Here is a 20,037-nt window from a genome sequence, read left to right on the forward strand (position 1 = left end):
CCCCCCAGCATCTCACGTCACCTCGCCTTCGCCGCCGTCCAGCAGGGCAAAGGCCAGCGCCGAGAGCAGCAGCAGCAGGGTGGCCAGCGCGCAGGCTTCGCCCAGGTTACGCTCGCCGGGGCGGCCCAGGCGCTCATACAGGCCGGTGGAGAGGGTGGCCCATTCGGGGCGGGTGAGCACCAGGGTCGCGCCGAATTCGCCCAGCACCGTGGCCAGGGCCAGGGCGCCGCCACCCCGCAGGGCCGGAAAGGCCAGCGGCCACGTGACGGTACGAAAGGCCGCGCCTGTGCCTGCGCCCAGCGAGCGCGCGGCCTCGTGCAGGCGGGGCGGAATGGCGCGCAGGGCCGGTAGCACCGAGCGCACCACCAGCGGCCACGCCAGCAGCGTGTAGGCGGCGATCAGCAGCGGCAGGGTGGCGGCCAGCGTCGGGTAGGCCAGCAGGTAGCCGGCCGCGAGACTGACCGGCGAGACCATCAGGGGCAGCAGCGACAGCAGGTCCAGCACCCGGGCGCGCGCCCGCCACGCCCCTAGCGCGTACAGCCCGCCCAGCAAGGTGGCCCCCGCCAGGGCCAGCAAGCCAAAGCGCACGGTGTTCCACAGCAGCAGCGCCGTGCTCTCATCCGCCAGAATGCCGCGCCAGTAGGCCAGCGTGGGCCCAGCCGCGCCCCACAGGCCGCGCACCACCACGGCCACCAGGGGCGCAAAGCAGATCAGCACGGTCAGGGTGCCCAGGGCCAGCAGCGCCGCGCGCGCGCCGCCCCGGGCGCGGGGCCGGCCGCCCACCGCCACGCCGCTGCCGCCCCGGGTCAGGGCCACGTAAACCCCCGTGACCACCAGCGTCAGCGCCAGTTGCCCCACGATCAGGGCGCTGGCTTCGGAGAGGCGCAGTTGCAGGGCCGTCAGGGTGTAGATTTCGACCTCTAGCGTGGCGTAGCGCTCGCCGCCCAGCGCCAGGGGCAGGCCAAAGCTCAGGGCCGAGTACAGGAACACCAGCGCCGTGCCCGCCAGCACCCCGGGCAGCGCCAGGGGCAGGGCAATGTCCCAGGCCGCGCGCCACGCCGGGGCCCCCAGCGAGCGCGCCGCGCCCAGTAGCCCCGGCGACACCCGCGCGAACGCCGCGTGGCTCAGCCGCACCATCACCGGCAGGTTGAAAAAGAGGTTGCCCAGCAGCACCAGGGCCGGGGTGTCGCTCAGGTCCAGTCCCGTCCAGCGCGTCACGGCGCCCTGCGGCCCCAGCAGGGCGGTCAGGCCCAGCACTGCTACCAGCGTGGGGGTTACGAAGGGCAGCAGCAGCAGGCGCAGCAGCAGGGCCTTGCCGCGCACCTCGTACCGTGACAGGAGGTAGGCCAGAGGCACGCCCAGCAGCAGGGCCAGGGCAGCGGTCAGGGCCGCCTGGGTGAGCGTCCAGGCCAGGCGGGACTGGAAGTAGGGGTCCTGCCAGACGGCCAGGGTCACGCCGCCTTCAAGCAGGGTGCGGGTGAGGGGGAGGGCCAGGAAGAGGGTGAGGAAGAGGAGGCCGGGGAGGGTGAGGAGCCAGGGGAGGAGGTGGGTCATGGGGTTGCGTTTCTGTTTCGTAAGCCCCACCCCCCAGCCCCCTACCCCAGACTCGCAGAGCTGCGCAGCAGAGGGGCAGGGGGAGCAGACGTTGGCACTGGGCAAGAGTTTTTACTGGTGTGGGCTGGTTCGCTCCATCCGTTGACGTGTCCGGCTTCGACGCCATCCTCCGCGTTCGCGCAATGGCCCGCGCGCTTCGCGCACGACGGCCTCGTCTGGACCTGGGCGGTACGGGGGTAAGACGGCGTGGTGCGGCCCAGTAAGTTCTACTTTGAAGAGCTAAAGGTCAGCGTGGGGTGGCCTGTTGGACTCATTCCCTGTTTTTCCCGCGCCCCGCTGCCCGCCACCTGCCTCCCTTTCCTCACCTCGCGCGCAGCACCTGTGTTACCCAGGCGTCCACGAGGCGCTGGGGGTTGGCGCTGACGGCGGGCTTGATGGGGTTCAGGGGTGGCTGCTGGGCGAACTTGAACACCGGATTCAGGGGCGTGGCCTTGGCGGCCGGGTAAATCCACATGCGCGTGGGAATATCGGCCTGCACTGGGGCGCTCAGCATGAAGTCCACGAATTTGCGGGCCAGGGCGGGCTGTTTGGTGCCCTTCAGGATGCCCACGCCTTCCAGCTGGGTGTACACGCTGCCCGGCAGGAACAGGTTGCCCGTGGGGCTCTGGGCGGGCAGGTTCTGGGGATTGAAGCCGTCGGCGTAAAAGACCTCGGCGGCGGGGCTGCTGGCGTAGGACAGCACGATGGGGTATTTGCCGCCGTTTTTCGTGAAGTCCTTGTAATAGGCGTCGCTCCAGCCGCGCGTGACCTTCATGCCGCCGGCCCGCGCCGCGCGCCACCACGCCCACGCGCCAGCCTCGCCGTAGTGGTTCACGGTGGCCAGCAAAAAGGCCAGACCGGGGCTGCTGGTCGCCGGGCTCTGCACCACGGTCAGCTTGGCGTAGGTGGGCGTCTTCAGATCATCCAGACTTTTGGGCAGCGCCAGACCCGCCTTTTCAAACCACGCGCGGTCGTAGTTCAGGGCCACAAAGCCATAATCCACGGTGTTCAGCAGGCCGGCGTCGTCCAGGCGGTATTCGGCGGGCACGCGGCCCTGGGCCGGGGATTTGTAGGGGTCCAGAATGCCGGCCTGCCGGGCGCGGGGCAGCAGGCTGTTGTCCAGGCCGTACACCACGTCGGCAACCGGCGCGCGCCGGGTCAGGATCAGGCGGTTCAGGAGTTCGCCGGCGTCGCCGCCCTTCACGAAGCGCACCTTGACCTTGTTGGCGCTCTCGAAGGCGGCAATGAGCTTTTTGTCCACGTCAAAGGAGTCGTGGGTGATCACGGTCAGGGTGGTCTGGGCCTGGGCGGCCCCGGCCAGCAGCAGGCCCAGCAGCAGTGTTGTGCGCATAAAAAAGTCCCCTCGCGTCACGAGGGGAAGCGGGGGCCGCCGCCAGAGAAGCGGGGCCGGTCACGCTCCCTCCGCCGGAATGACCCGGATCAGGTTCCTGGGGTAAGTCTCAGCCGCCCAGCTTCTGGGTAGGCACCCCCGGTGACGCACCCGCGAAGATAGCGCATGGGTGGTGGGCTCAGGCTTCGCCGTCCTCGGGGGGCGTGCGGGGATACCGGGACACGGTCAGGCCCAGGCCCAGCTGCCCGGCCAGCCGAATCAGGATGGGCGGAAAACGGTCGCCCTGATGCGCAATTTCGCGTCCCCATTCATTCAGGGTGCCCACACGGTCCTCAATGCCAAAGTCCAGTTCCGCATAGGTGTGGTCCCACTCCGGGTCTGTGGCGGTCAGCAGCTCATTCAGTGTGAGCAGGCTGGCGTGGTGCGTCTGCAGGAAGGCGATCACGTCTTCAATCTGTTGTTCGGGCTGGCAGAAGTCGGCTGGACTGGCAGCGAGCAGCAAACCAGAGTCACGCGTGATGCGGGAGCCGGAGGGAGACGGCTCGGGTTCCCCCTCGCGCCAAACGTGATGTGGGGTGAGGTTTGTGCCGGCCAGAAACGCGGCCACATCAAAGTGCCCCCAGACGCGCAGAATGCAGCTCATGGCTCCAGGGTAGAGGGGAAAACCCTGCCAGGCATGCCAACCTGAGCGCATGACGTTTCATCTGGTGTCCTGGCTGGTGGTGCAAGACGGACAGGGGCGCGTGCTGCTGGGGCGCCGCGCGGGGTCGTCCTATGCGAGTGGGCTGTGGGGCCTGCCCGGCGGGCGTGTGGAAACCGGCGAGAGCTTAGCCCAGGCCGCCGTGCGCGAAACCTGGGAAGAGGTGGGCCTGAGCGTGGACCCCGCCGCCCTGACCTGTCTGGGCGCCTGCCGCTATGACCTGGAGGGCACAGCGGGCCTGGACGTGTTCTTCCTGGCCCGCGTGTGGCAAGGCGAGCCCCAGCCGCTCGAAAAAACCTCGGCGGTGGGCTGGTTTGCCCTGGAGGCCTTGCCGCCTGATGTGCTGCCCTGGCTGCCCGGCATTCTGGAGGCGCATCTGCTGGGCGGCCAGCACCTGACTGAGCTGATTGACGGCTGGGACGGCCTGCGCACCCTTCTCTAATCTTTTCCCACGGCCCACACCCCACTACCTCCTACGGCACCGGCCAGCGGATGGTGCCCACCTGATCGGTGCGCCAGACCCTGGACCCTGCCTGGGTCAGCCGTGCCAGCACGTCGGGGTGGGGGTGACCGTAGGTGTTGCGGCCCACGCTGATCACCGTGTCGGCGGGGGTGGCCTGCGACAGCAGCGCCTCGCCGCTGGAATGGCGGCTGCCGTGGTGCGCGGCTTTCAGCAGGTCCAGGTTGCCAGGCCCCGCCTGCGCCTCACCCGCCTGGGCCAGATCGCCCAGAAAGGCCGCGCGCCAGCCTCGCGAGTCCAGCGTCAGGGCCACACTGTTCTCGTTGTCCTCTTCCTGCCAGGAGGGTCCGGGCGGCCACAGCACCGTCAGGGTGACGCCGGCCGCCTGCACGTGGTCGCCGCGCCGCACCTCGCGCACGGGCACGCCCTGGGCCTGGGCTTCGGCCAGCACGGCGTCGAGCACCGGGTCGCCCTTCTTGCGGTGGCCCACCCACAGTTCCCCCACCGGCAGGGCGCGCAGCACGGCGGGCACGCCTTCTATGTGGTCAGTGTCGGCGTGGGTGGCCACCAGCACGTCCAGTTTCCGCACGCCCAGGGCGCGCAGGGCCGGCACCACCGTGCGCCCGCCCACGTCGTAGTCGCTGCCCACCGACCCGCCGGCGTCAATCAGCATGGTCAGGCCCGGCAGGCGAATCAGGGTGCTGTCGCCCTGGCCCACATCCAGAAACACCACTTCCCGCGCCGGGCGCAGCCAGCCGGGCAGGGCGGTCAGCAGCAGGCCGGCCAGCAGGGTGCCCAGGGCCGCGCGGGCCCGCACCCGGCCCAGCAGCCACAGCCACCCGGCGCCCAGCGCCGTGGCGTAGGCCACCACCCCCGCCGCCCCGATGGCCCCCCAGGTCAACACCGGTGCCCGTCCAAACGTTTCGGCCACCGCCAGCAGCGCCGAAGCCAGCAGGCCACCGACCATGTTCAGCGGCGCCGCCAGCGGGCCCAGCAGCCCGGCCAGAAAGCCCAGCGGCACCAGCGCGGCCATGATGACCCCGGCCACCAGATTGGCGGGCAGGCCCACCAGCGGCAGCTGCCCAAAGGTGCCCGCCACCACCGGCAGGGTGCCCAGTTCGGCCAGCACAGTGGCGCTGATCGCCAGCCGCAGCGCGTGGGGCCAGCGCGCCGGGAGCCGCTCGGCCACGCGCGGGGTCTGCGTGAGGGCCAGCACCGCCAGGAACGACAGCTGAAACCCCACGTCCAGCAGCCACAGTGGGAACAGCAGCAGGCAGGCCAGCGCCGCCAGGGCGATGAGGCCCAGGGGATCGGGCCGTCCGCGTCCCAGGGCCAGCGCCAGCAGCACCGCCGCGCCCATGATGACTGCCCGCGTGATGCTGGGCGAGGGCTGCACCAGCAGCAGCAGGTAGGGCAGCAGCAGCGCGGCCGGCAGGCCGTAACGCCACGCGGGCGCCGCGCCGGCCCGGATCAGCAGCCACACCAGCACCCCGGTGATCAGCGCCACGTTCTGTCCGGACAGCGCCATCAGGTGCGCCAGGCCCGCGCGGGCAAAGGCGTCGCGCACCGCGTACCCCGGCGCAAAGTCCTCCTGGCTGATGTCTGAGCGGTCGCCCAGTTCCACGGCCTGCATCAGCGCCGCCTGCCGCTCGCTCAGGCCCGCACTCAGCCCCTGCCGGAACCAGCCGCGCAGCCCTCCCTGAGGCTGGTGGGCCTTCACCCTGGCCCCTACCAGCACGGCGCCGGGAGTGGGCACGAACAGGCCGCCCTGGGCGCGCAGCCACGCCGCCTGATCGAAGCCGCCAGGGGTGCGGCGTCCCTGCGGGTCCACCAGTCGGCCGGCCACCTCCATTTTTCCCGGGCCCTGCGTGGGCTTGGGGCTCACCGCCAAGCGGGCGCGCGGCTCGGCCAAGGTCAGAAACTGACCGTCCCACTCGCCCTTCAAGGTCACCTGGGCGCCCAGCCACGGGGTCAGGGGCTCGGGGCGCGAGAGCACTGTGTGGGCCGACAGCCACCCGGCGCCGCCGCCCAGCAGGGCCACGACGAGCAGCAGCGGCCGGGCGTCCAGCAGGGCCAGGGCCGCTGCCGCTACCAGCACAGCTGCGCCCCAGGGCAGCCCCAGCGCCAGCAGAATGCCGCCGATCACGCCCAGCACAGCGGGCACCGACCACGGCAGGCGCCCAGCCATTGCGGTGGCCCGCGCACTGGCCGGCTGGTGGAGCGCCAGGATCGCGGCGCTGCTCAGAAGGTCACCAGCCCTTGCAGGGTCTGCAGGGCTGAGGGGCCAATCCCCTTGACCCGGTCCAGATCCGCCAGCGAGCGGTAGGGCCGTCCGGCCACGATGCGCGCGGCCACGGCGGGGCCCACCCTGGGCAGGGCTTCGAGCTGCTCGGTGGTGGCGGTGTTCAGGTTCAGGCGCCCCGAAATCAGGGGCTGCACGCTGGCGGTGGCCGGGTAGGTGGGTGGCTCACGGCTGGGCGCGGTGGCTGCTGGGGCGGGCAGCGCCACGCGCGTGACCTGCGGGGCCTGCGCGCGGGGCCAGATCACTGGGCCCAGGCTCAGGCCAGCAGTCAGCAGCACGCCGCCGACCAGCAGCGCGCTCCAGGGTGGGGAACTCGGCATGCGCCCCAGGCTAGAGGCTGCCCGGTGCGGGCGCTGCCGCACATGCGCGCCCCTTTTCGGCTCTTGCTAGAGCGTGCTACACTTCCAGAGTTTGCCTCCCCAGGGAGGCGCTTCTCGCGTGACGCGGGGCCGGCAAGAGCAGTGTGGCCCACTCCGCGAGCAGAAGGAGAAAGCACCATGAAGCGTACCTACCAGCCCAACGTCCGCAAGCGGGCCAAGACCCACGGCTTCCGCGCCCGCATGAAAACCAAGGCCGGCCGCAACATCCTGGCGCGCCGCCGCGCCAAGGGCCGCCACCAGCTCACCGTCTCTGACGAGTAAGCCCCCTTCACCGGGAGCGCCCGCCATTTCCCAGTCCACCCCCCCCAGCGCCACGCAGGCACGGCCCCGCCGTCCGGTGGCGCTGGATTCGCTTCGGGGCGACCGGGAATTTCGCAAGGTGCGTGCCCACGGCGCCGTGGTGCGCGACCCGCTGTTTACCCTGCGCGTGGCCGAGTACCGCCCCCGCCACGGGGAAGCGTGGCAGCCGCGCGCCATCGTGGGCATCGTGGTGCCCAAAAAGACCTTGAAGCGCGCCGTGGACCGCAACCGCGCCCGGCGCCGCGTGCGCGAGGCGCTGCGCACCCTGCCCGGCGGCCTGCCCGCCTGCCGCGCCATTCTGATGCCCAACCCGGCGGTGTTGCGCGCGCCGTTTGAGCAGTTGCAGGCCGCGCTGCACCGGGCGCTGAGCAAAGCGCCGGGGCGGCGGGCGCGCGGGGGGAACCCGGGTGCGCCGGCCCGCGTACCGGCAGACGTGCCTTCTGTGTCCCCCCAGGCCGACCCCCAGACGGGCGGTGAGCCCCGGTGAGCGGTCTGCGTGACCTGCTGGTCCGGGGCGTGCGCTTTTACCAGCGCCGCCTCTCGCCGCGCAAGCCGGCGCCCACCTGCCGCTTTAGCCCCACCTGCTCGGAATACGCCGCGCAGGCCCTGCAGCGCCACGGCTCGCTGCGCGGCGGCTGGCTGGCGGCGTGGCGCATCCTGCGCTGTAACCCCTTCGTGCCGGGCGGGTTTGACCCGGTGCCCGACCATTTCCCCAAGAGGCCCCCCCACACCCCATGAAGACCAGACATCTGCTGTCCCTTGCCGCCCTGGGCGGCGCGCTGCTGCTCACCGGCTGCGGCACCACTGGCCCCCTGCCCACCTTCGGCAAGGCCATCACCCCCGAGTGGATCACCGCCGACTTTGACGGCGTGCGCGGCAATGAGTACATCGCCACCAGCAACCTGCAGGACGTGGTGTTCAATGAACGCGGCGAGGTGATCGGCTGGTACGTCAAGAGCTACGCGGGCACCCCCTTTATCAAGCGGCGCGCTGACGGCTCTTACGATTTCAGCGCGCTGCAAAACCAGAAGGGCATCGTCAACATGGTGGGCGCGCGCAAGGCCCTGGCCGTGCAGGGTGAGGGCCTGGACCCCGCCCAGCCGGCCCAGACGCAGCCGCCCACCGGCCTGACCACCGATGTCAAGGCCAACCGGCAGGACGCGGTGTTCCGTTACGTGCAGAACGGCGTAACGGTGACGAAAACCGTGACCCTGCACCCCCGCAACTTCAAGGTGGACGTGCGCACCGAGGTCACGGGCGGCCCCCAGCGGGTGAACCTGCTGTTCCCGGGCCTGGGCAAGGCCGATAACCCGCGCGTGCAGGCGCTGGCCCGCGGCGGCGCGCAGCCGGCCGCCGTGCAGGGCAGCGGGCAGCTGAAGGTGGACAACATCCAGTACGCCGCGCTGCAGGAAAACCCCAGTCAGGTCGCGCACGCGCTGATCATCCGCCCGCAGGGTGAGAGTGCCAGTGCCACCCCGGCCAGCGGCGACACCCCCACCGACGCGGTCAACGTGACCATGACGGGCGGCGCCCAGGGCCTGATCACCGCCAGCGTGCCGGCCAGCAGCAACCTGGAAGTGTACGGCGGGCGCAACGAACTGATTCACCTGTACCAGAGCGGCTACAGCGATCTGCCGGGCCTGTTCAAGCCCAACTTCTTCGGGCAGATCAGCCTGTACATCGTGAAGTTCATGGAGTGGCTGTACGGGCTGATCGGCAACTGGGGACTGGTGCTGGTGGTGCTGACCATCGTGCTGCGCGCCGCCATGTGGCCGCTGATGCAGGCGCAGGGCCGCTCCACGGCCAGGATGCAGGCCATGCAGCCGCGCATGCGGGAACTGCAGGCCAAGTACAAAGACCGCAAGGACGTGGACTCGCAGCGCGCCATGCAGGCCGAAATGGCGCAGCTGTACCGCGATTACAACTTCAACCCGGCCGGCTGCTTTTCCAGCTTCGTGCCCTTCCCGATCCTGATTGCCCTGTGGTCCACCATCCGTAACTTCGAGTTCGACAGCGGCTTCCTGTGGCTGCCGGACCTCGCCATTCCGGACCCCTTCTACCTGCTGGCGCTGGTGTACCTCATTGTGAACATCGGCCAGCTGTACGTGATGACGCGCAAGAGCCCGGAGATGTTCCGCCAGCAGGCGTTTATCTACATCATCTTCCTGTATTTCGCGCTGACCTTCCCGGCGGGCGTGACCATCTACATCATCCTGTCCACCCTGATTGGCATCGTGCAGCAGGTGATTATCAACAAGCAGGTGGAAAAGGAAACCGCCAACCTGGGCGTGCAGAAGGTCGTGCCAGCGGCTCCAGCCACGGGTAAGGCGGCCAAGCCCCAGAAGGCCGTGATCGTGGACAAGGGCAACAAGACCACCAAGGTCATTGACGTACCCCGTAAAGACTGAAGAGCGTGAACAGCAGCGCCCCACCGTTTGCCGGTGGGGCGCTTTGCTGTGGTTGTGCTCCGGCCTCTCGCCCAACGCTGAAGCCGCACGTTCTGCCCTGCATGTTTCCCGCGCTGGGCGCCCTTCCGATTCAACGCTGGCAGAGGCGCCGCTGCGCCTGCTCTGCGCGCCGCTCCAGTCGAACATAGGCCGTCACGGCGGCAGCCCGGTTCGGCAACCGTCTTACACGCCCAGAGCCTGCCGGGCCGCCGTATAACCGGGTCGCAGGCGCAGGGCCTCCCGGAAGGCGGCCTGGGCCTGGGTCGTGCGCCCCAGCCCCATCAGGGCGCGGCCCCGCCAGTAATGGGCTTCCTCGTGGGTGGGCACCGAGCGCAGCACGGCGGCCGTCAGGCGCAGCACCTTGTCGTACTGGCCGGTGCGCACGTACGCCTCAAAGGGGCCAAACGAGTACCACAGCGCGCGCCAGGGCAGCCCGCCCTGCACCCAGCCCGGCCGGGTGGGGTCCAGGGTCCGGTTCGGCCGGGCGGCCAGCGCCTGATCGAAGGCCCGCGCCGCGCCACTGGCGTCGCCCACGTCCAGCTTGGCCTGCCCCAGATTCAGAAAAGCCACCGCGTCCCCCCGGCGGTCCGCCTCGGCCTGGGCCACGCGCAGGGTTTCCGTTTTGGTGGCCAGAGGGTCGGCGTGGGCGCCCAGCCCTTCACGCAGGGCCGCCGCTTTTTCGGGCGGCACGACCACCAGATAGGTGCGGCCAAACGAGCGCCACAGGTCGTCGAACTTGACGTAGTTCATCTTCAACGGCCCCAGGTAGGAGTCCAGCGCGCTGAACTGCCCACGCGCGTCGTCGTAGCCGGTGAGCAGGCGGTAATGGCCCATGCCGCCCGAATCCGGCGTGACAAACCACGTTTCCACAATCACCGGCAACCCGGCCGCCAGCAGCCGGCGCAGCAGCGTGCGGTCCCCGCCCCGGGCCAGATGCACGGTCATGCCCTGCGCGCGTGCATAGGCGGCCAGTTCGTCCGGCGACACGTTCACGTCGGCCTTGCCCGGTTTCAGCACTGGCGCGATGTCGTACTGGGTGCGCGTGCTGCCCCAGCGGCTGAGCGCCATGCCCACCGTGACCGGGCCGCAGTTGTTCAGCCGCTGGTATTCATGCCGGATGCCAGGAATGCTGGCGCGTGCGGGCAGCGGTGGCGCGGCCGGGGGCGCGGGCCTGGGCTCCGGCACCGGGGCGGGCGCCGGCTCGGGCATGGGATCAGGCGCGGGGGGCTCGGCAGGTTGGGCCACCGGGGAAGGCGGCGCTGGGGCCGTGGGCACCGCCGCCTGGGACCGGGGGTCCGGCAGAACCTTGTCGCCCTGCAGGCGGCCCACCCCGAACGCCGCTGCCCCCACCAGCAGGCCAGCCGTTAGCAGCAGGGCAAACAGACGCATCCTCTGCATCGTCCCTGCCCTTCATGATGCCGCCCTGAGGCTGAAAAGTGCCTTGGATCGCGGTGACGGATGAACGGAGGACAGGGGACGCCGACAAGCCCAAAGGGCCAACAGTTCCCCCTTCTGGCTCAACAAAAAGGGCGAGCCGACCGTACGTCGCTCGCCCCAGAAGATCACTGAGCTATGGGCTGTTCCTCTACTCCACAACCCACTTCCCGCTCTCAGTACGCCATGACCTGCTTAATCGCCTTCGCCACGCGCACCGGGTTGGGGCGGTACACGTCCTCAATGGCGGTAAAGGGCGGGTACGGCGCGTCAAAGCCGGTCACGCGGACAATCGGCGCGCGCAGGTACTCAATGGCCTCCTCGGCAATGGTGGCGCTGATCTCGCTGTGAAAACCGCCCGTGCGCGGGGCCTCGGTGACCACGACCACGCGGCCGGTTTTGGCGACGCTGGCCAGCACGGTCTCAGTGTCCATGGGGACCAGGGTGCGCAGGTCAATGACCTCCACGCCAATACCGGCGGTGCGCGCGGCCTCGGCGGCCTTCTGGGCCACCTCCACCATGCCGCCGTAGCACACCACCGTCACGTCGTCGCCCTGGGTGACCACGCGCGCCTTGCCCAGCGGCACGCGGTAATCGCCCAGCGGCACCTCTGCTTTCACGCTGCGGTAGAGCTTGATCGCCTCGAAGAAGAACACCGGGTCCGGGTCATTAATCGCGGAGAGCAGCAGGCCCTTGGCATCGGCCGGGGTGCTGGGAATCACCACCTTCACGCCGGGGGTGTGGGCCAGAATCGCCTCGGGGCTGTCGGCGTGTTGCTCGGGGGTGTGCACGCCGCCGCCATAGGGCGCGCGAATGACCATGGGCAGGTGGTAGCGGCTGCGGGTGCGGTGCCGGTAGCGGCCCACATGCGACAGGATCTGGTCCAGGGCTGGGTACAGAAACCCCGCAAACTGAATTTCCGCAATGGGCTTCAGGCCCGCCAGCCCCATGCCAATCCCCATGCCCACAATGGCGGCCTCAGCCAGTGGGGTGTCGAACACACGCTCGGCGCCGTACTTGGCCTGCAGGCCGTCGGTGGCGCGGAACACCCCGCCCATCACGCCCACGTCCTCACCGAAGATATGCACCGCGCTGTCGGCACCCAGCGCAAGGTCCAGGGCGTCGTTGATGGCCGCGACCATCGTCATGGTTTTCGTGTTGGTGGCGGTGGCGGTCACTGCTGCTCCTCCGCGAGGATCTGCTCGCGCTGCTTTTTCAGCTGCGGGGTGGGTTCGGCAAACACATGGTCCAGAATCTCGGCGGGTGTGGGGTCCGGGTAGCTATCGGCCTCCTGCAGCGCGGCCTCGAATTCGGCGGCGACCTCGGCCAGCAGCTCGGCTTCGCTGGCCTCGGTCATCAGGCCCTCGGCAAGCAGGTGGGTGCGCAGGCGCAGCACCGGGTCCTTGGCGTCCCAGCCCTCCAGTTCAGCCTCGCTGCGGTAGCGGCTGGGGTCGTCGGCCACCGTGTGCGGCTTGACGCGGTAGGTCACCGTTTCGATCAGGGTGGGGCCTTCGCCGTTGCGGGCGCGCTCCACGGCCTGGGCGGTGACATGGTAGGTGGCCAGGGCGTCGTTGCCGTCCACCCGCACGCCGGGAATCCCGTAGCCCTCGGCGCGGCGCGAGAGGTCCGTGGCGCGGGTCTGGGTGCGCGTGGGCACCGAGATGGCCCAGCCGTTGTTCTGCAGAATGAACACGCACGGGGCGTTCAGGGCGCCGGCAAAGTTCAGCGCCTCGTGAAAGTCGCCCTCGCTGCTGCCGCCGTCGCCGATAAAGGCCATCGCCACGTTCCGGGTGCCCTTGCGGCGCTCGGCCAGGGCCGCGCCCACCGCCTGCGGGTACTGGGTGGCAATGGGGATGTAAAAGGGGAGCACCTTCAGGTCGGCGGGCATGTGCCAGCCGTGCGGGCTGGTGCGCCAGTAGGCCAGCGTGCGCGCAATGGGCAGGCCCAGAGTCAGGGCCGCGCCGGTGTCGCGGTAGGTGGGAAACAGCCAGTCGTCCTTGGTGAGGGCGGCGGCGGTGCCCACCTGGCTGGCTTCCATGCCACCAAACGGCGGAAACACGCCCAGGCGGCCCTGGCGGTACAGCACCCAGCCGCGTTCATCAAAGTGCCGGGCGCGGCGCATCTGGCGGTACAGCTCCAGGCGCATTTCGGGGGCGGGCAGCAGGTCAGGGCGGACCACGCGGCCGTCCGGCGCCACGATCTGCACCATGTGGGTGTCGTGCTGCGCGGCGTCGTAGGCGGCTTGCGCGGCCTGATAGCCGGGGGCGGTGTCGCTGGCTTCCGGCTGGGCGGGGGCAGATTTGGGTGAGGTCATGCAGGGCTCCTGGGGGGTGGGAATGAACCGGCAGCAGATCAGCGGAAAAGGCAGCCTGAACGCGGCGGGCCCCGCGCACAGCCTGCCCGTGGAACGCCGTCAGGGCGCGCGGCGCTGGTTGAGCAGTCGGCGCGTGCCAGGAAGAGGACAGGGCAGGCGGTCAGGCATAGGCTTGGGCTGCGGGCAGGCGCCCCGCAAGATGGATGCCTCCCAGCGTAGCAGCCGGGAGGCACAGGAACCAAACGCTCGTTTGTTGAAGAGGGACAGCAGGGAGAAGGCCGACACGGCACGGAGCCCCAAGGGGACGAACAGCTGATGGCAGATGCGCTTGCCTGAACGCCCTCTCTGCGAGTCCGGGGAGTGGAGAAGATGCCGGCATACGCCGCTCTTCAGCTCTTTCCTACACCCCACATCCCACGGCCCACATCCTTCTTACGGCCGCCAGCCCCCCCCGTTTACCGTGCCCGTGCCCGAGGCCGGCACCGTATACGTGCGGTTGCTGCCGCCTTCCCAGGTCACGCTGGCGCCGCTGTCGCCGGGCTTCTTGATGAACTTGAACTGCAGGGCCACGCTGGGCGGCAGGCTGACGGTGGTTTTCCAGGTGCAGGTGCTGCCGCTGCAGCTGCTGGGGGTCATCGCCAGGGCGCTGGCCGTGTTCCAGGCGCCCAGTTCCGTGCGGTCACCGGACAGATACACATCCTGGCCGAAGTAGGTGCTCGCCGTGACCTGGAAGGTGACCGGCACCGCCGTGCCCCCGCCCCCGGTGCCCGAGGCCCCGGCGCGGTAGATCGCCATCTTGCCCGCGCCCAGGGTGACCGGCAGACGGCCGCTGGTCACGGTGGCGCTGGCGGGCGCGCCTTCGGCCAGCAGGTCGTTGAACACGGTGCCGTTGTTCAGGGCGCTCTTGTCGGTGGCGCTGATACCCGCGTTGCCCTGAATGTCCAGATTCACGCTGGCGCTGCTGCCCGAGGTATTCAGCACCACGATGACGCGGTTGGTGCCGCTTCCCCGGTAGAAGGCGTACACGTTCTGCCCGCCGTTGGGCCGCCACAGCTCGGCGTAGCTGCCCTTCCACAGGCCGGCATTGGCCTTGCGAATGCCGATCAGTTTCTTGGTCAGGTCGTAGGTGGTCTTGGGGGTGCCGCCGCCGGCCAGGAAATTGGCCTGGGCCACATTGCGCCCGCTGTCGGTCCAGCCCCAGCTCGGCATGTCGCGGCGGTTGTCGGGGTCAGAGCCGCCGTACATGCCCAGTTCGTTGCCGTAGTACAGCTGGGGAATCCCGGGCAGGGTCATCAGCAGGCCCAGGGCGTTCTGATACCGCGCGCGAATCTCGCTTTCGGCCACGCCCACACCGGGCTCGTTCACAAAGCGGGGCACGTCGTGGTTGTCCAGCAGGTTCACCTGCAGCAGGGTGCGGTCCAGCCCCAGGGTGCCCAGGGTGTCCTGCACACTGGCGGCCACGCGGTCCAGGCTGCCGCCCTTGCCCACGCTGTCCACCATCGCCTGCCGCAGCGGGAAGTTGAAGGTGGAATCAAAGCCCGCGTCCAGAAAGGGCTTCAGCTGCGAAGCGCTTCCCGACAGGAACGCCTCGCCCAGCAGGAAGGTGTTCGGGCGCGTGGCGAGCACGCCGGGCACCCACGAGTTCTGCCAGTAGCTGTTCGGCACATGCTTGACCGTGTCCATGCGAATGCCGTCCACCGCGTAGGTGGCCGCCCAGTTCTTGGAGAGGTTGGTGAGGTAGGTCGCCACCGTGCTGTCTTCCTGGCGGAAGTCCGGCAGGCCGGCGAGCGGGCACACGATCTCGTCGCCCGTGCAGTTGCTGTGGAACCAGCCGGGCTGCTGCGTGGTGATGCGCGCGCCGTAGCCAGCGTGGTTGACCACCATGTCCATGATGTACTTCTGCCCGCCTGCCTTCAGGTCATTGATCAGCCCGGTCAGCTCGGCGCCGGTGCCAAATTTGGGGTCCAGCGCCGTGTCGTCGGGGTTCGCGTAGTCCGGCCAGTAGCCGTGGTAGCCGCAGGAATTGCCGTTCACCAGCCCCACCTGCTTATACACGGGCGTGGTCCACACCGCGCTGGCCCCCAGATCGCGGATGTACGGCAGTTTGGCGCGCAGGCCGGCAAGGTCGCCGCCGTGGAACTTGGTGGCGCTGGCGCGGTCAAAGCAGTTGGCGGCGCCCAGCGTGTCATTGGAAGTATTTCCATTGAAGAAACGGTCAGGCATGACGAGGTAGATCACCTGCTGCCGCCACGCATCGATGTTAGTGCCACTGATCGCCTGGGCCTGAACATCACCTGTATTGGAAACGGTTCCAATCTGGGCAGGCGTGGGCCCCTGGGAACAGGCGGAAAGGAAAAGCGCGGAGGACAGAACCCCGCACAGACCGGCAGCAGAACGTTTCACAGTTGAAACCTCCAGCACGGCAACACCCCGCACAGCTGCGGAGTGGGTGCATGAATTGTGGTGCTCCGCGATCATAACGGATGAAACCGATCAGGAATCAAGAGAAGAGGACCACCCGGGCAGGCGGTCCTCTCTAGACAGGCTGGTTAATCTTGCTTGCTTATTCGCGCTCAATCTTGATCTCGACGCGGTTTCCCTTGCGCTTCACCGTTAGTTCAGCTTTGACGCTGCCTTTGCGGAATTCGCTCTTGATCTCGCTGTTCTTGCTGCGGGTCTTGACCAGGGTGTAGCCCTCGGCCTTCAGCTTGGCGGCGTAGGCGTCGTGCTGGCCCTTCAGGTCGCGGGTATCCACGGTGGTGCGCCACTCGCGCACGTTGCTCCAGGGGTTCGCCGGCACCGAGAGGGCCTGCGCGGTGCGGGGGGCCGGGGCGGCCACCGGCTGCGCCGGGGCCGTGCTGGGGGTGGTGCGCAGCGGCGCCGCCACCGGGGCGCGGTTCACCACCGAATAAAAGGCCGTGTCGGTCACCCAGTTGCTGGCGGGCACGGGGTTCACCACGATGCTCAGCGCCTGCGCCAGCCCCTGCTGCCCGCTGACATTCACGGTGGCAAAGGAGTTCTGCTGGCTCTTGAAGGTGGCGATCTGGTCCAGGTTCAGCGGCGTGCGGCTGGCCAGGGCCAGCACCTTGTTCACGCCGTAGGGCGCGGCAATGTCGAAGGTAAAGGGGTCGCCGGGTGCCGGGAAGACCTTGACCGCGTTGGCCTTCAGAAAGTTGGCGCCGCCCTGGAACCGGTTGGGCAGGATCAGGTCCACCTGCCCCTGGGGGTCCACGTTGAACAGATACACGTGAGCGTCCTGATTGACCTGGGTAAACAGGCGGATCTTGTCGCCGGGGGCGTAGCTGGGGGTGCCGCTGCCCGAGGTGTCGCGGTCGGTCCAAACCTTCACGCTCAAGGTGGTGGGCGCCGGGTTCACGATGATGCTCTGCGCGCTGAGCTGCGGGGCGGCCGAGGCGGCACCCCCCAGCAGGGCCAGGGCCGAAGACAGGAACAGGGTGGCTTTCATGCCCCCCACCCTGCACGCCCTACTTGACGGGGGCCTGACCAGGATCTGATGCGTCTTCTGACCCTGGGCTTACCCCGTTCTCATGGGGAGGCTGGGGCAGGGGACCACAGGAGGGACCTTCTGGAGGCAGGCGGGGGTGGCTGACCGTTGGTACACTGCCCGGCGTGCGCTCCGCTTTTCCCCTGGCTGCCCGCCCAGCGTTGCTGGCGGCCCTGCTGCTGGGGGCGCTGTTGCTGGGGACACTGGGCCCCCCAGCGGGCCACGCGGCCCCTGGGCCTGCGCCTTTCCCCTACGTGCGCGGCGCGCTGCCCATGCCGAAGCCCCGCCCTGGCGAGGCCACGGTCCTGACCCTGGAGACGGCGCGGGGGCCGTTGCCCCTGACCCTCAGCCAGCTGCGCGCCCTGCCGGTGGTCCGCTACGCCACCAGGCAGCCGCAACTGGGCCAGACCTTTACCTACGAGGGCGCCGCGCTGCGTGATCTGGCCGCCTGGGGCGGCTTTGGCGGGCGCGACCTGCGCGTCATGGCGACCAACGGCTTTGCGGCGACCATCCGCGCCGCCGATTACCTGAACCATCCCATCATGCTGGCCTACCGCGCCGACGGCCGCCCCATCTCGCCCCTGCAAAAAGGCCCGCTGACTGTGGTGCTGCCCTCCCAGCCCACCCGGTTTTCCACAGGGTCGTACTCGGCCGCGTGGGTGTGGTTTGCCGAGCGGCTGGCCCCCGCGCCATGACAGACGGGCCAGATCCCCGCGAGCGGCTGCAGGCCCGGCGCCAGCGCCTGTGGCGCGAACTGCTGCTGGGGCTGCTGCCCGCCCTGCTGATGGTGGTGCTGCTCATTCTGGTCACGCGCCCGGCCTATGACGCCCTGACCCGGGGCGGCACCGGCTGGACGCCACACGTCTATCAGGGGCTGGTGCAGGACGTGCTGCAGTACCGGGTGGCGCGCCTGGACCCGGCGGTCAGTCCGGCACGCCGCCGCCTGCTGCGCGAGATCGCGCTGTCCAGTGCGGGCAATCCCCGGCAGTTCGTGCTTCTGCGCGAAGTTGAGGCCCAGGGTCCGGCGCGGCTGGCCCGGGTGGCCCGCGCCCTGGCCCAGGACACCGACGCCGGCGCGGCCCAGGCCGTGACCGAAAGCTTGGCCCTGGGCAGCGCCGCTGCCGAGTACAGCCGGACCCTGGGCGAGCGCTATGTGCGGGCCCTGACTGGCCTGCGCTGGGCGCTGGTGCTGGCGGCGCTGTTTTCCGGGGTGGTCAGTATGCTGCTGACCACCCGCGCGCTGCTGCTGTGGCGCGCCGAGCGCCGCGCCGCCGAGGCCCGCGAACGCCGGCTGCAGGAAGCCCTGAGTCTGGCCAGCCACGAATTGCGCCGGCCCCTGCAGGCCCTGATGCTGGCCAGCGACCTGCTGCGCGGGGCCCAGGCCCCCGAACAGCGCCAGCGCCTGCTGGGCATGATTGAAGACAGCGCCGCCCAGCTGGCCAGCCGCGCCGACCTGACCCGCCTGAATGACCTGTACCTGGACGTGGTGCTGCGCCCCGAGCCCGTGGACCTGCGCGACCTGGCCGCGCCGTTCGCCTCGGCGCGGGTGCAGGTCAGCGCCCCGGCACAGCCTGTGGTCTGGTCTGTGGACCCGGCGCGCACCCGCCAGATGCTGGAAAACCTGGTGGAAAACGCCCTGAAGTACACCGATGGGCCCGTCGAGATCACGCTGGAGCCGCCCAGACCCCCGGTCAGTCAGGGGCCCCGGCTTCAGGTGCGCGATCACGGCCCCGGCATGAGCGCCGAGCAGCGCGCCCGCGTGTTTGTGCCCTACGAGCGGGGGCCCCAGGGCCTGAAACCCGGGCAGGGCCTGGGACTGGCCTTGGTGCGGCGCTACGCCCGCGCGCATGGCGGCGACATTCACATCACCCACGCGCCGGACGGCGGCCTGATCATGACCCTGAGCTTTGGCACACCCAGCGCCGGGCCCATTGCCCCGCCCCGGCGCCGCGCCACCTGACCACCGACTGATAATCCCAAGTCGCTTACAGCGCGCGCCCTAGCCAGGCTTTACTCTTTTGGGGTGAGCCGAGCCACGCGAATCCCTCATCTGGTCTTGACCGTTGGCCTGCTGAGCCTGGGCGCTGCCGTGTGGCCTGGGGGGGCCCAGGCGTCGCCGGAGTTCCGCATTGGGTACCGGGTGAGCCCGGAGCGTCAGGCGCCGCTGCGGGTGTCGTTTGAAGCCAGTGCCCCGGCCGGGTATGTGGTGCAGTGGGTCTTTGGTGACGGCAATCAGGCCAGCGGCCTGAGCGCCGAGCACGTGTACTACCGCCCCGGCACCTATACGCTGCAGGCGCAGCTTCTGGACCCCCAGGGCCGTGTGGTCAGCCGCGCCGAGGCCCAGTTGCCGGTGAACAGTGCCGGGGCCGAGCGCCCCGCGCTGACCGTGCTGCAGCCCACCCCCGGCGAGGTGCGCCTGAGCGCCGAGGGCAGCGTGCTGTACACGCCCGCCCGCCCCACCCTGCTGCTGGCCGGGCGCGAGGTGGGCACTGGGGCCAGCCGGGTGCAGAACGGCACCCACGCGGCGGTGGTGCGCGCCACCACCAGCGATGGCCGCACCGTGGAAAAGCGCCTGACCATTCGGGTGGCCCCCTGGACCGGCAGCGCCGCCTTTGACGGCGAAGTGCTGCGCCTGACCAACCAGGCCCGCGCCCAGGGCTACAACTGCGCCACCAACCGCACGGGCGCCGCTGCCCTGCCGCCCCTGCGGCTGGACCCCACCCTGACCGTGGCTGCCCAGGCACAGTCGGCGGGGATGGCGCTGTACGGCTACTTTGACCACACCAGTAGCTTCGACGGCAGCACACCTATGCGCCGGGTGCAGGCGGCGGGCATGACTCCCCTTTCGGTGGCCGAGAACATTGCCGCCGGGCAGCAGACCCCGGCCGAGGTGGTGCAGGGCTGGCTGAAAAGCCCCGGGCACTGCCGCAACATCATGGGCGACTTCACCCGCATTGGCCTGAGCTATGTCAACCGCCCCGGCACCACCTACGGCCGCTACTGGACCCAGGTGTTCGCCCGCATCTAAAGGCTGAGGGCCGGGGCTGGTCCGCTGAGTTCCCTTCACCTCTCCAGGCCTTCTGGGGGAGCGGTCAGCTTCACAGCTTCAGTCAAAAGAGGGGCATCTTCTTTGTGGACCCTCAGCGACGCGGGGGCCCGCAGGGAGAAACGCAGAGGTCTTTTCCGACCTTGAATTGGGTAACGCTCTGCCTTCCCCCGCCCCTCAAGCCGTGAGCGGGCACCCAAGGGCC

General features: G+C 69.7%; 18 protein-coding genes. 8 read left to right on the forward strand and 10 right to left on the reverse strand.

Annotated elements, in window-relative coordinates:
* Positions 1–12: 12 nt before the first annotated feature.
* The 3 genes from KMW22_RS00815 to KMW22_RS00825 all read right to left on the reverse strand — a co-directional run bounded on the left by KMW22_RS00815 (position 13) and on the right by KMW22_RS00825 (position 3,587).
* On the reverse strand, positions 13–1,554 hold the full coding sequence (locus KMW22_RS00815; protein WP_221088115.1) for an ABC transporter permease: 1,542 nt from the start codon (positions 1,552–1,554) through the stop codon (positions 13–15).
* A gap of 361 nt (positions 1,555–1,915) precedes the next feature.
* Positions 1,916–2,944 (reverse strand): thiamine ABC transporter substrate-binding protein, encoded by a 1,029-nt coding sequence (locus KMW22_RS00820; protein ID WP_221088116.1) that lies wholly within the window; start codon positions 2,942–2,944, stop codon positions 1,916–1,918.
* A gap of 178 nt (positions 2,945–3,122) precedes the next feature.
* Positions 3,123–3,587, reverse strand: coding sequence for a hypothetical protein (locus KMW22_RS00825; RefSeq protein WP_221088117.1), 465 nt, complete (start codon positions 3,585–3,587; stop codon positions 3,123–3,125).
* 49 nt (positions 3,588–3,636) lie between these two features.
* Between KMW22_RS00825 and KMW22_RS00830 the strand changes: the two genes are divergently transcribed.
* Positions 3,637–4,086, forward strand: a complete 450-nt coding sequence (locus KMW22_RS00830) for an NUDIX domain-containing protein (protein ID WP_221088118.1) — start codon at positions 3,637–3,639, stop codon at positions 4,084–4,086.
* Positions 4,087–4,117: 31 nt separating this feature from the next.
* Here KMW22_RS00830 and KMW22_RS00835 read toward each other — a convergent pair whose 3' ends face one another.
* Together KMW22_RS00835 and KMW22_RS00840 are read right to left on the reverse strand one after the other, a co-directional pair.
* Entirely contained in the window at positions 4,118–6,292 is a 2,175-nt protein-coding gene (locus KMW22_RS00835) for a DNA internalization-related competence protein ComEC/Rec2 (RefSeq protein ID WP_221088119.1), read from the reverse strand.
* Positions 6,293–6,345: 53 nt separating this feature from the next.
* Complete coding sequence (locus KMW22_RS00840) at positions 6,346–6,726, reverse strand: ComEA family DNA-binding protein (RefSeq protein WP_221088120.1); 381 nt, start codon at positions 6,724–6,726, stop codon at positions 6,346–6,348.
* A 177-nt stretch (positions 6,727–6,903) separates the two neighbouring features.
* Here KMW22_RS00840 and rpmH point away from each other — a divergent pair, with 177 nt between their 5' ends.
* The 4 genes from rpmH (at position 6,904) to yidC (ending at position 9,494) form a co-directional block, all read left to right on the forward strand.
* Positions 6,904–7,047: a 50S ribosomal protein L34 gene (gene rpmH / locus KMW22_RS00845; protein WP_019585335.1), complete on the forward strand. Its 144-nt coding sequence runs from the start codon at positions 6,904–6,906 to the stop codon at positions 7,045–7,047.
* Positions 7,048–7,123: 76 nt separating this feature from the next.
* Positions 7,124–7,573, forward strand: a complete 450-nt coding sequence (gene rnpA, locus KMW22_RS00850; protein ID WP_221088121.1) for a ribonuclease P protein component — start codon at positions 7,124–7,126, stop codon at positions 7,571–7,573.
* A complete protein-coding gene (yidD, locus tag KMW22_RS00855; RefSeq protein ID WP_318010901.1) occupies positions 7,570–7,824 on the forward strand; it encodes a membrane protein insertion efficiency factor YidD in 255 nt (84 codons plus the stop codon). The genes rnpA and yidD overlap by 4 nt, the downstream gene beginning before the upstream one ends.
* Positions 7,821–9,494 (forward strand): membrane protein insertase YidC, encoded by a 1,674-nt coding sequence (yidC, locus tag KMW22_RS00860; RefSeq protein WP_221088122.1) that lies wholly within the window; start codon positions 7,821–7,823, stop codon positions 9,492–9,494. The genes yidD and yidC overlap by 4 nt, the downstream gene beginning before the upstream one ends.
* A gap of 222 nt (positions 9,495–9,716) precedes the next feature.
* On the opposite strand, the gene KMW22_RS00865 is transcribed toward yidC, so the two are convergent.
* The 5 genes from KMW22_RS00865 to KMW22_RS00885 all read right to left on the reverse strand — a co-directional run bounded on the left by KMW22_RS00865 (position 9,717) and on the right by KMW22_RS00885 (position 16,747).
* A complete protein-coding gene (locus tag KMW22_RS00865) occupies positions 9,717–10,922 on the reverse strand; it encodes a tetratricopeptide repeat protein (RefSeq protein ID WP_235692410.1) in 1,206 nt (401 codons plus the stop codon).
* 221 nt (positions 10,923–11,143) lie between these two features.
* Positions 11,144–12,145: an alpha-ketoacid dehydrogenase subunit beta gene (locus KMW22_RS00870; RefSeq protein WP_328774544.1), complete on the reverse strand. Its 1,002-nt coding sequence runs from the start codon at positions 12,143–12,145 to the stop codon at positions 11,144–11,146.
* Positions 12,142–13,281: a pyruvate dehydrogenase (acetyl-transferring) E1 component subunit alpha gene (gene pdhA, locus KMW22_RS00875; protein WP_221088124.1), complete on the reverse strand. Its 1,140-nt coding sequence runs from the start codon at positions 13,279–13,281 to the stop codon at positions 12,142–12,144. Before pdhA ends, KMW22_RS00870 begins: the two co-directional genes overlap by 4 nt.
* Positions 13,282–13,713: 432 nt before the next feature.
* Positions 13,714–15,504: an alpha-amylase family glycosyl hydrolase gene (locus KMW22_RS00880; protein ID WP_235692412.1), complete on the reverse strand. Its 1,791-nt coding sequence runs from the start codon at positions 15,502–15,504 to the stop codon at positions 13,714–13,716.
* 340 nt (positions 15,505–15,844) lie between these two features.
* Positions 15,845–16,747, reverse strand: a complete 903-nt coding sequence (locus KMW22_RS00885; RefSeq protein ID WP_221088126.1) for a DUF4384 domain-containing protein — start codon at positions 16,745–16,747, stop codon at positions 15,845–15,847.
* A 164-nt stretch (positions 16,748–16,911) separates the two neighbouring features.
* Here KMW22_RS00885 and KMW22_RS00890 point away from each other — a divergent pair, with 164 nt between their 5' ends.
* From KMW22_RS00890 to KMW22_RS00900, 3 genes are all read left to right on the forward strand, one after another.
* Positions 16,912–17,481, forward strand: a complete 570-nt coding sequence (locus KMW22_RS00890) for a hypothetical protein (protein ID WP_328774545.1) — start codon at positions 16,912–16,914, stop codon at positions 17,479–17,481.
* Positions 17,478–18,746 carry a sensor histidine kinase gene (locus KMW22_RS00895; RefSeq protein WP_221088127.1) on the forward strand — a complete coding sequence of 423 codons (1,269 nt, stop codon included), beginning with the start codon at positions 17,478–17,480 and terminating at the stop codon, positions 18,744–18,746. Before KMW22_RS00890 ends, KMW22_RS00895 begins: the two co-directional genes overlap by 4 nt.
* Before the next feature lie 96 nt (positions 18,747–18,842).
* Positions 18,843–19,814 carry a CAP domain-containing protein gene (locus tag KMW22_RS00900; protein ID WP_235692413.1) on the forward strand — a complete coding sequence of 324 codons (972 nt, stop codon included), beginning with the start codon at positions 18,843–18,845 and terminating at the stop codon, positions 19,812–19,814.
* The last annotated feature ends 223 nt before the right edge of the window (positions 19,815–20,037 follow it).

It is taken from the genome of Deinococcus aquaedulcis, assembly GCF_019693445.1.
Classification (GTDB): Bacteria; Deinococcota; Deinococci; order Deinococcales; family Deinococcaceae; genus Deinococcus; species Deinococcus aquaedulcis.

Coding starts and splice junctions, on each gene's coding strand:
- KMW22_RS00880 (WP_235692412.1), bottom strand. CDS start 15,504: ATGCCTGACCGTTTCTTCAATGGAAATACTTCCAATGACACGCTGGGC.
- rpmH (WP_019585335.1), top strand. CDS start 6,904: ATGAAGCGTACCTACCAGCCCAACGTCCGCAAGCGGGCCAAGACCCAC.
- KMW22_RS00840 (WP_221088120.1), bottom strand. CDS start 6,726: ATGCCGAGTTCCCCACCCTGGAGCGCGCTGCTGGTCGGCGGCGTGCTG.
- KMW22_RS00835 (WP_221088119.1), bottom strand. CDS start 6,292: ATGGCTGGGCGCCTGCCGTGGTCGGTGCCCGCTGTGCTGGGCGTGATC.
- KMW22_RS00825 (WP_221088117.1), bottom strand. CDS start 3,587: ATGAGCTGCATTCTGCGCGTCTGGGGGCACTTTGATGTGGCCGCGTTT.
- KMW22_RS00830 (WP_221088118.1), top strand. CDS start 3,637: ATGACGTTTCATCTGGTGTCCTGGCTGGTGGTGCAAGACGGACAGGGG.
- KMW22_RS00865 (WP_235692410.1), bottom strand. CDS start 10,922: ATGCGTCTGTTTGCCCTGCTGCTAACGGCTGGCCTGCTGGTGGGGGCA.
- KMW22_RS00815 (WP_221088115.1), bottom strand. CDS start 1,554: ATGACCCACCTCCTCCCCTGGCTCCTCACCCTCCCCGGCCTCCTCTTC.
- KMW22_RS00895 (WP_221088127.1), top strand. CDS start 17,478: ATGACAGACGGGCCAGATCCCCGCGAGCGGCTGCAGGCCCGGCGCCAG.
- pdhA (WP_221088124.1), bottom strand. CDS start 13,281: ATGACCTCACCCAAATCTGCCCCCGCCCAGCCGGAAGCCAGCGACACC.
- KMW22_RS00885 (WP_221088126.1), bottom strand. CDS start 16,747: ATGAAAGCCACCCTGTTCCTGTCTTCGGCCCTGGCCCTGCTGGGGGGT.
- yidC (WP_221088122.1), top strand. CDS start 7,821: ATGAAGACCAGACATCTGCTGTCCCTTGCCGCCCTGGGCGGCGCGCTG.
- KMW22_RS00820 (WP_221088116.1), bottom strand. CDS start 2,944: ATGCGCACAACACTGCTGCTGGGCCTGCTGCTGGCCGGGGCCGCCCAG.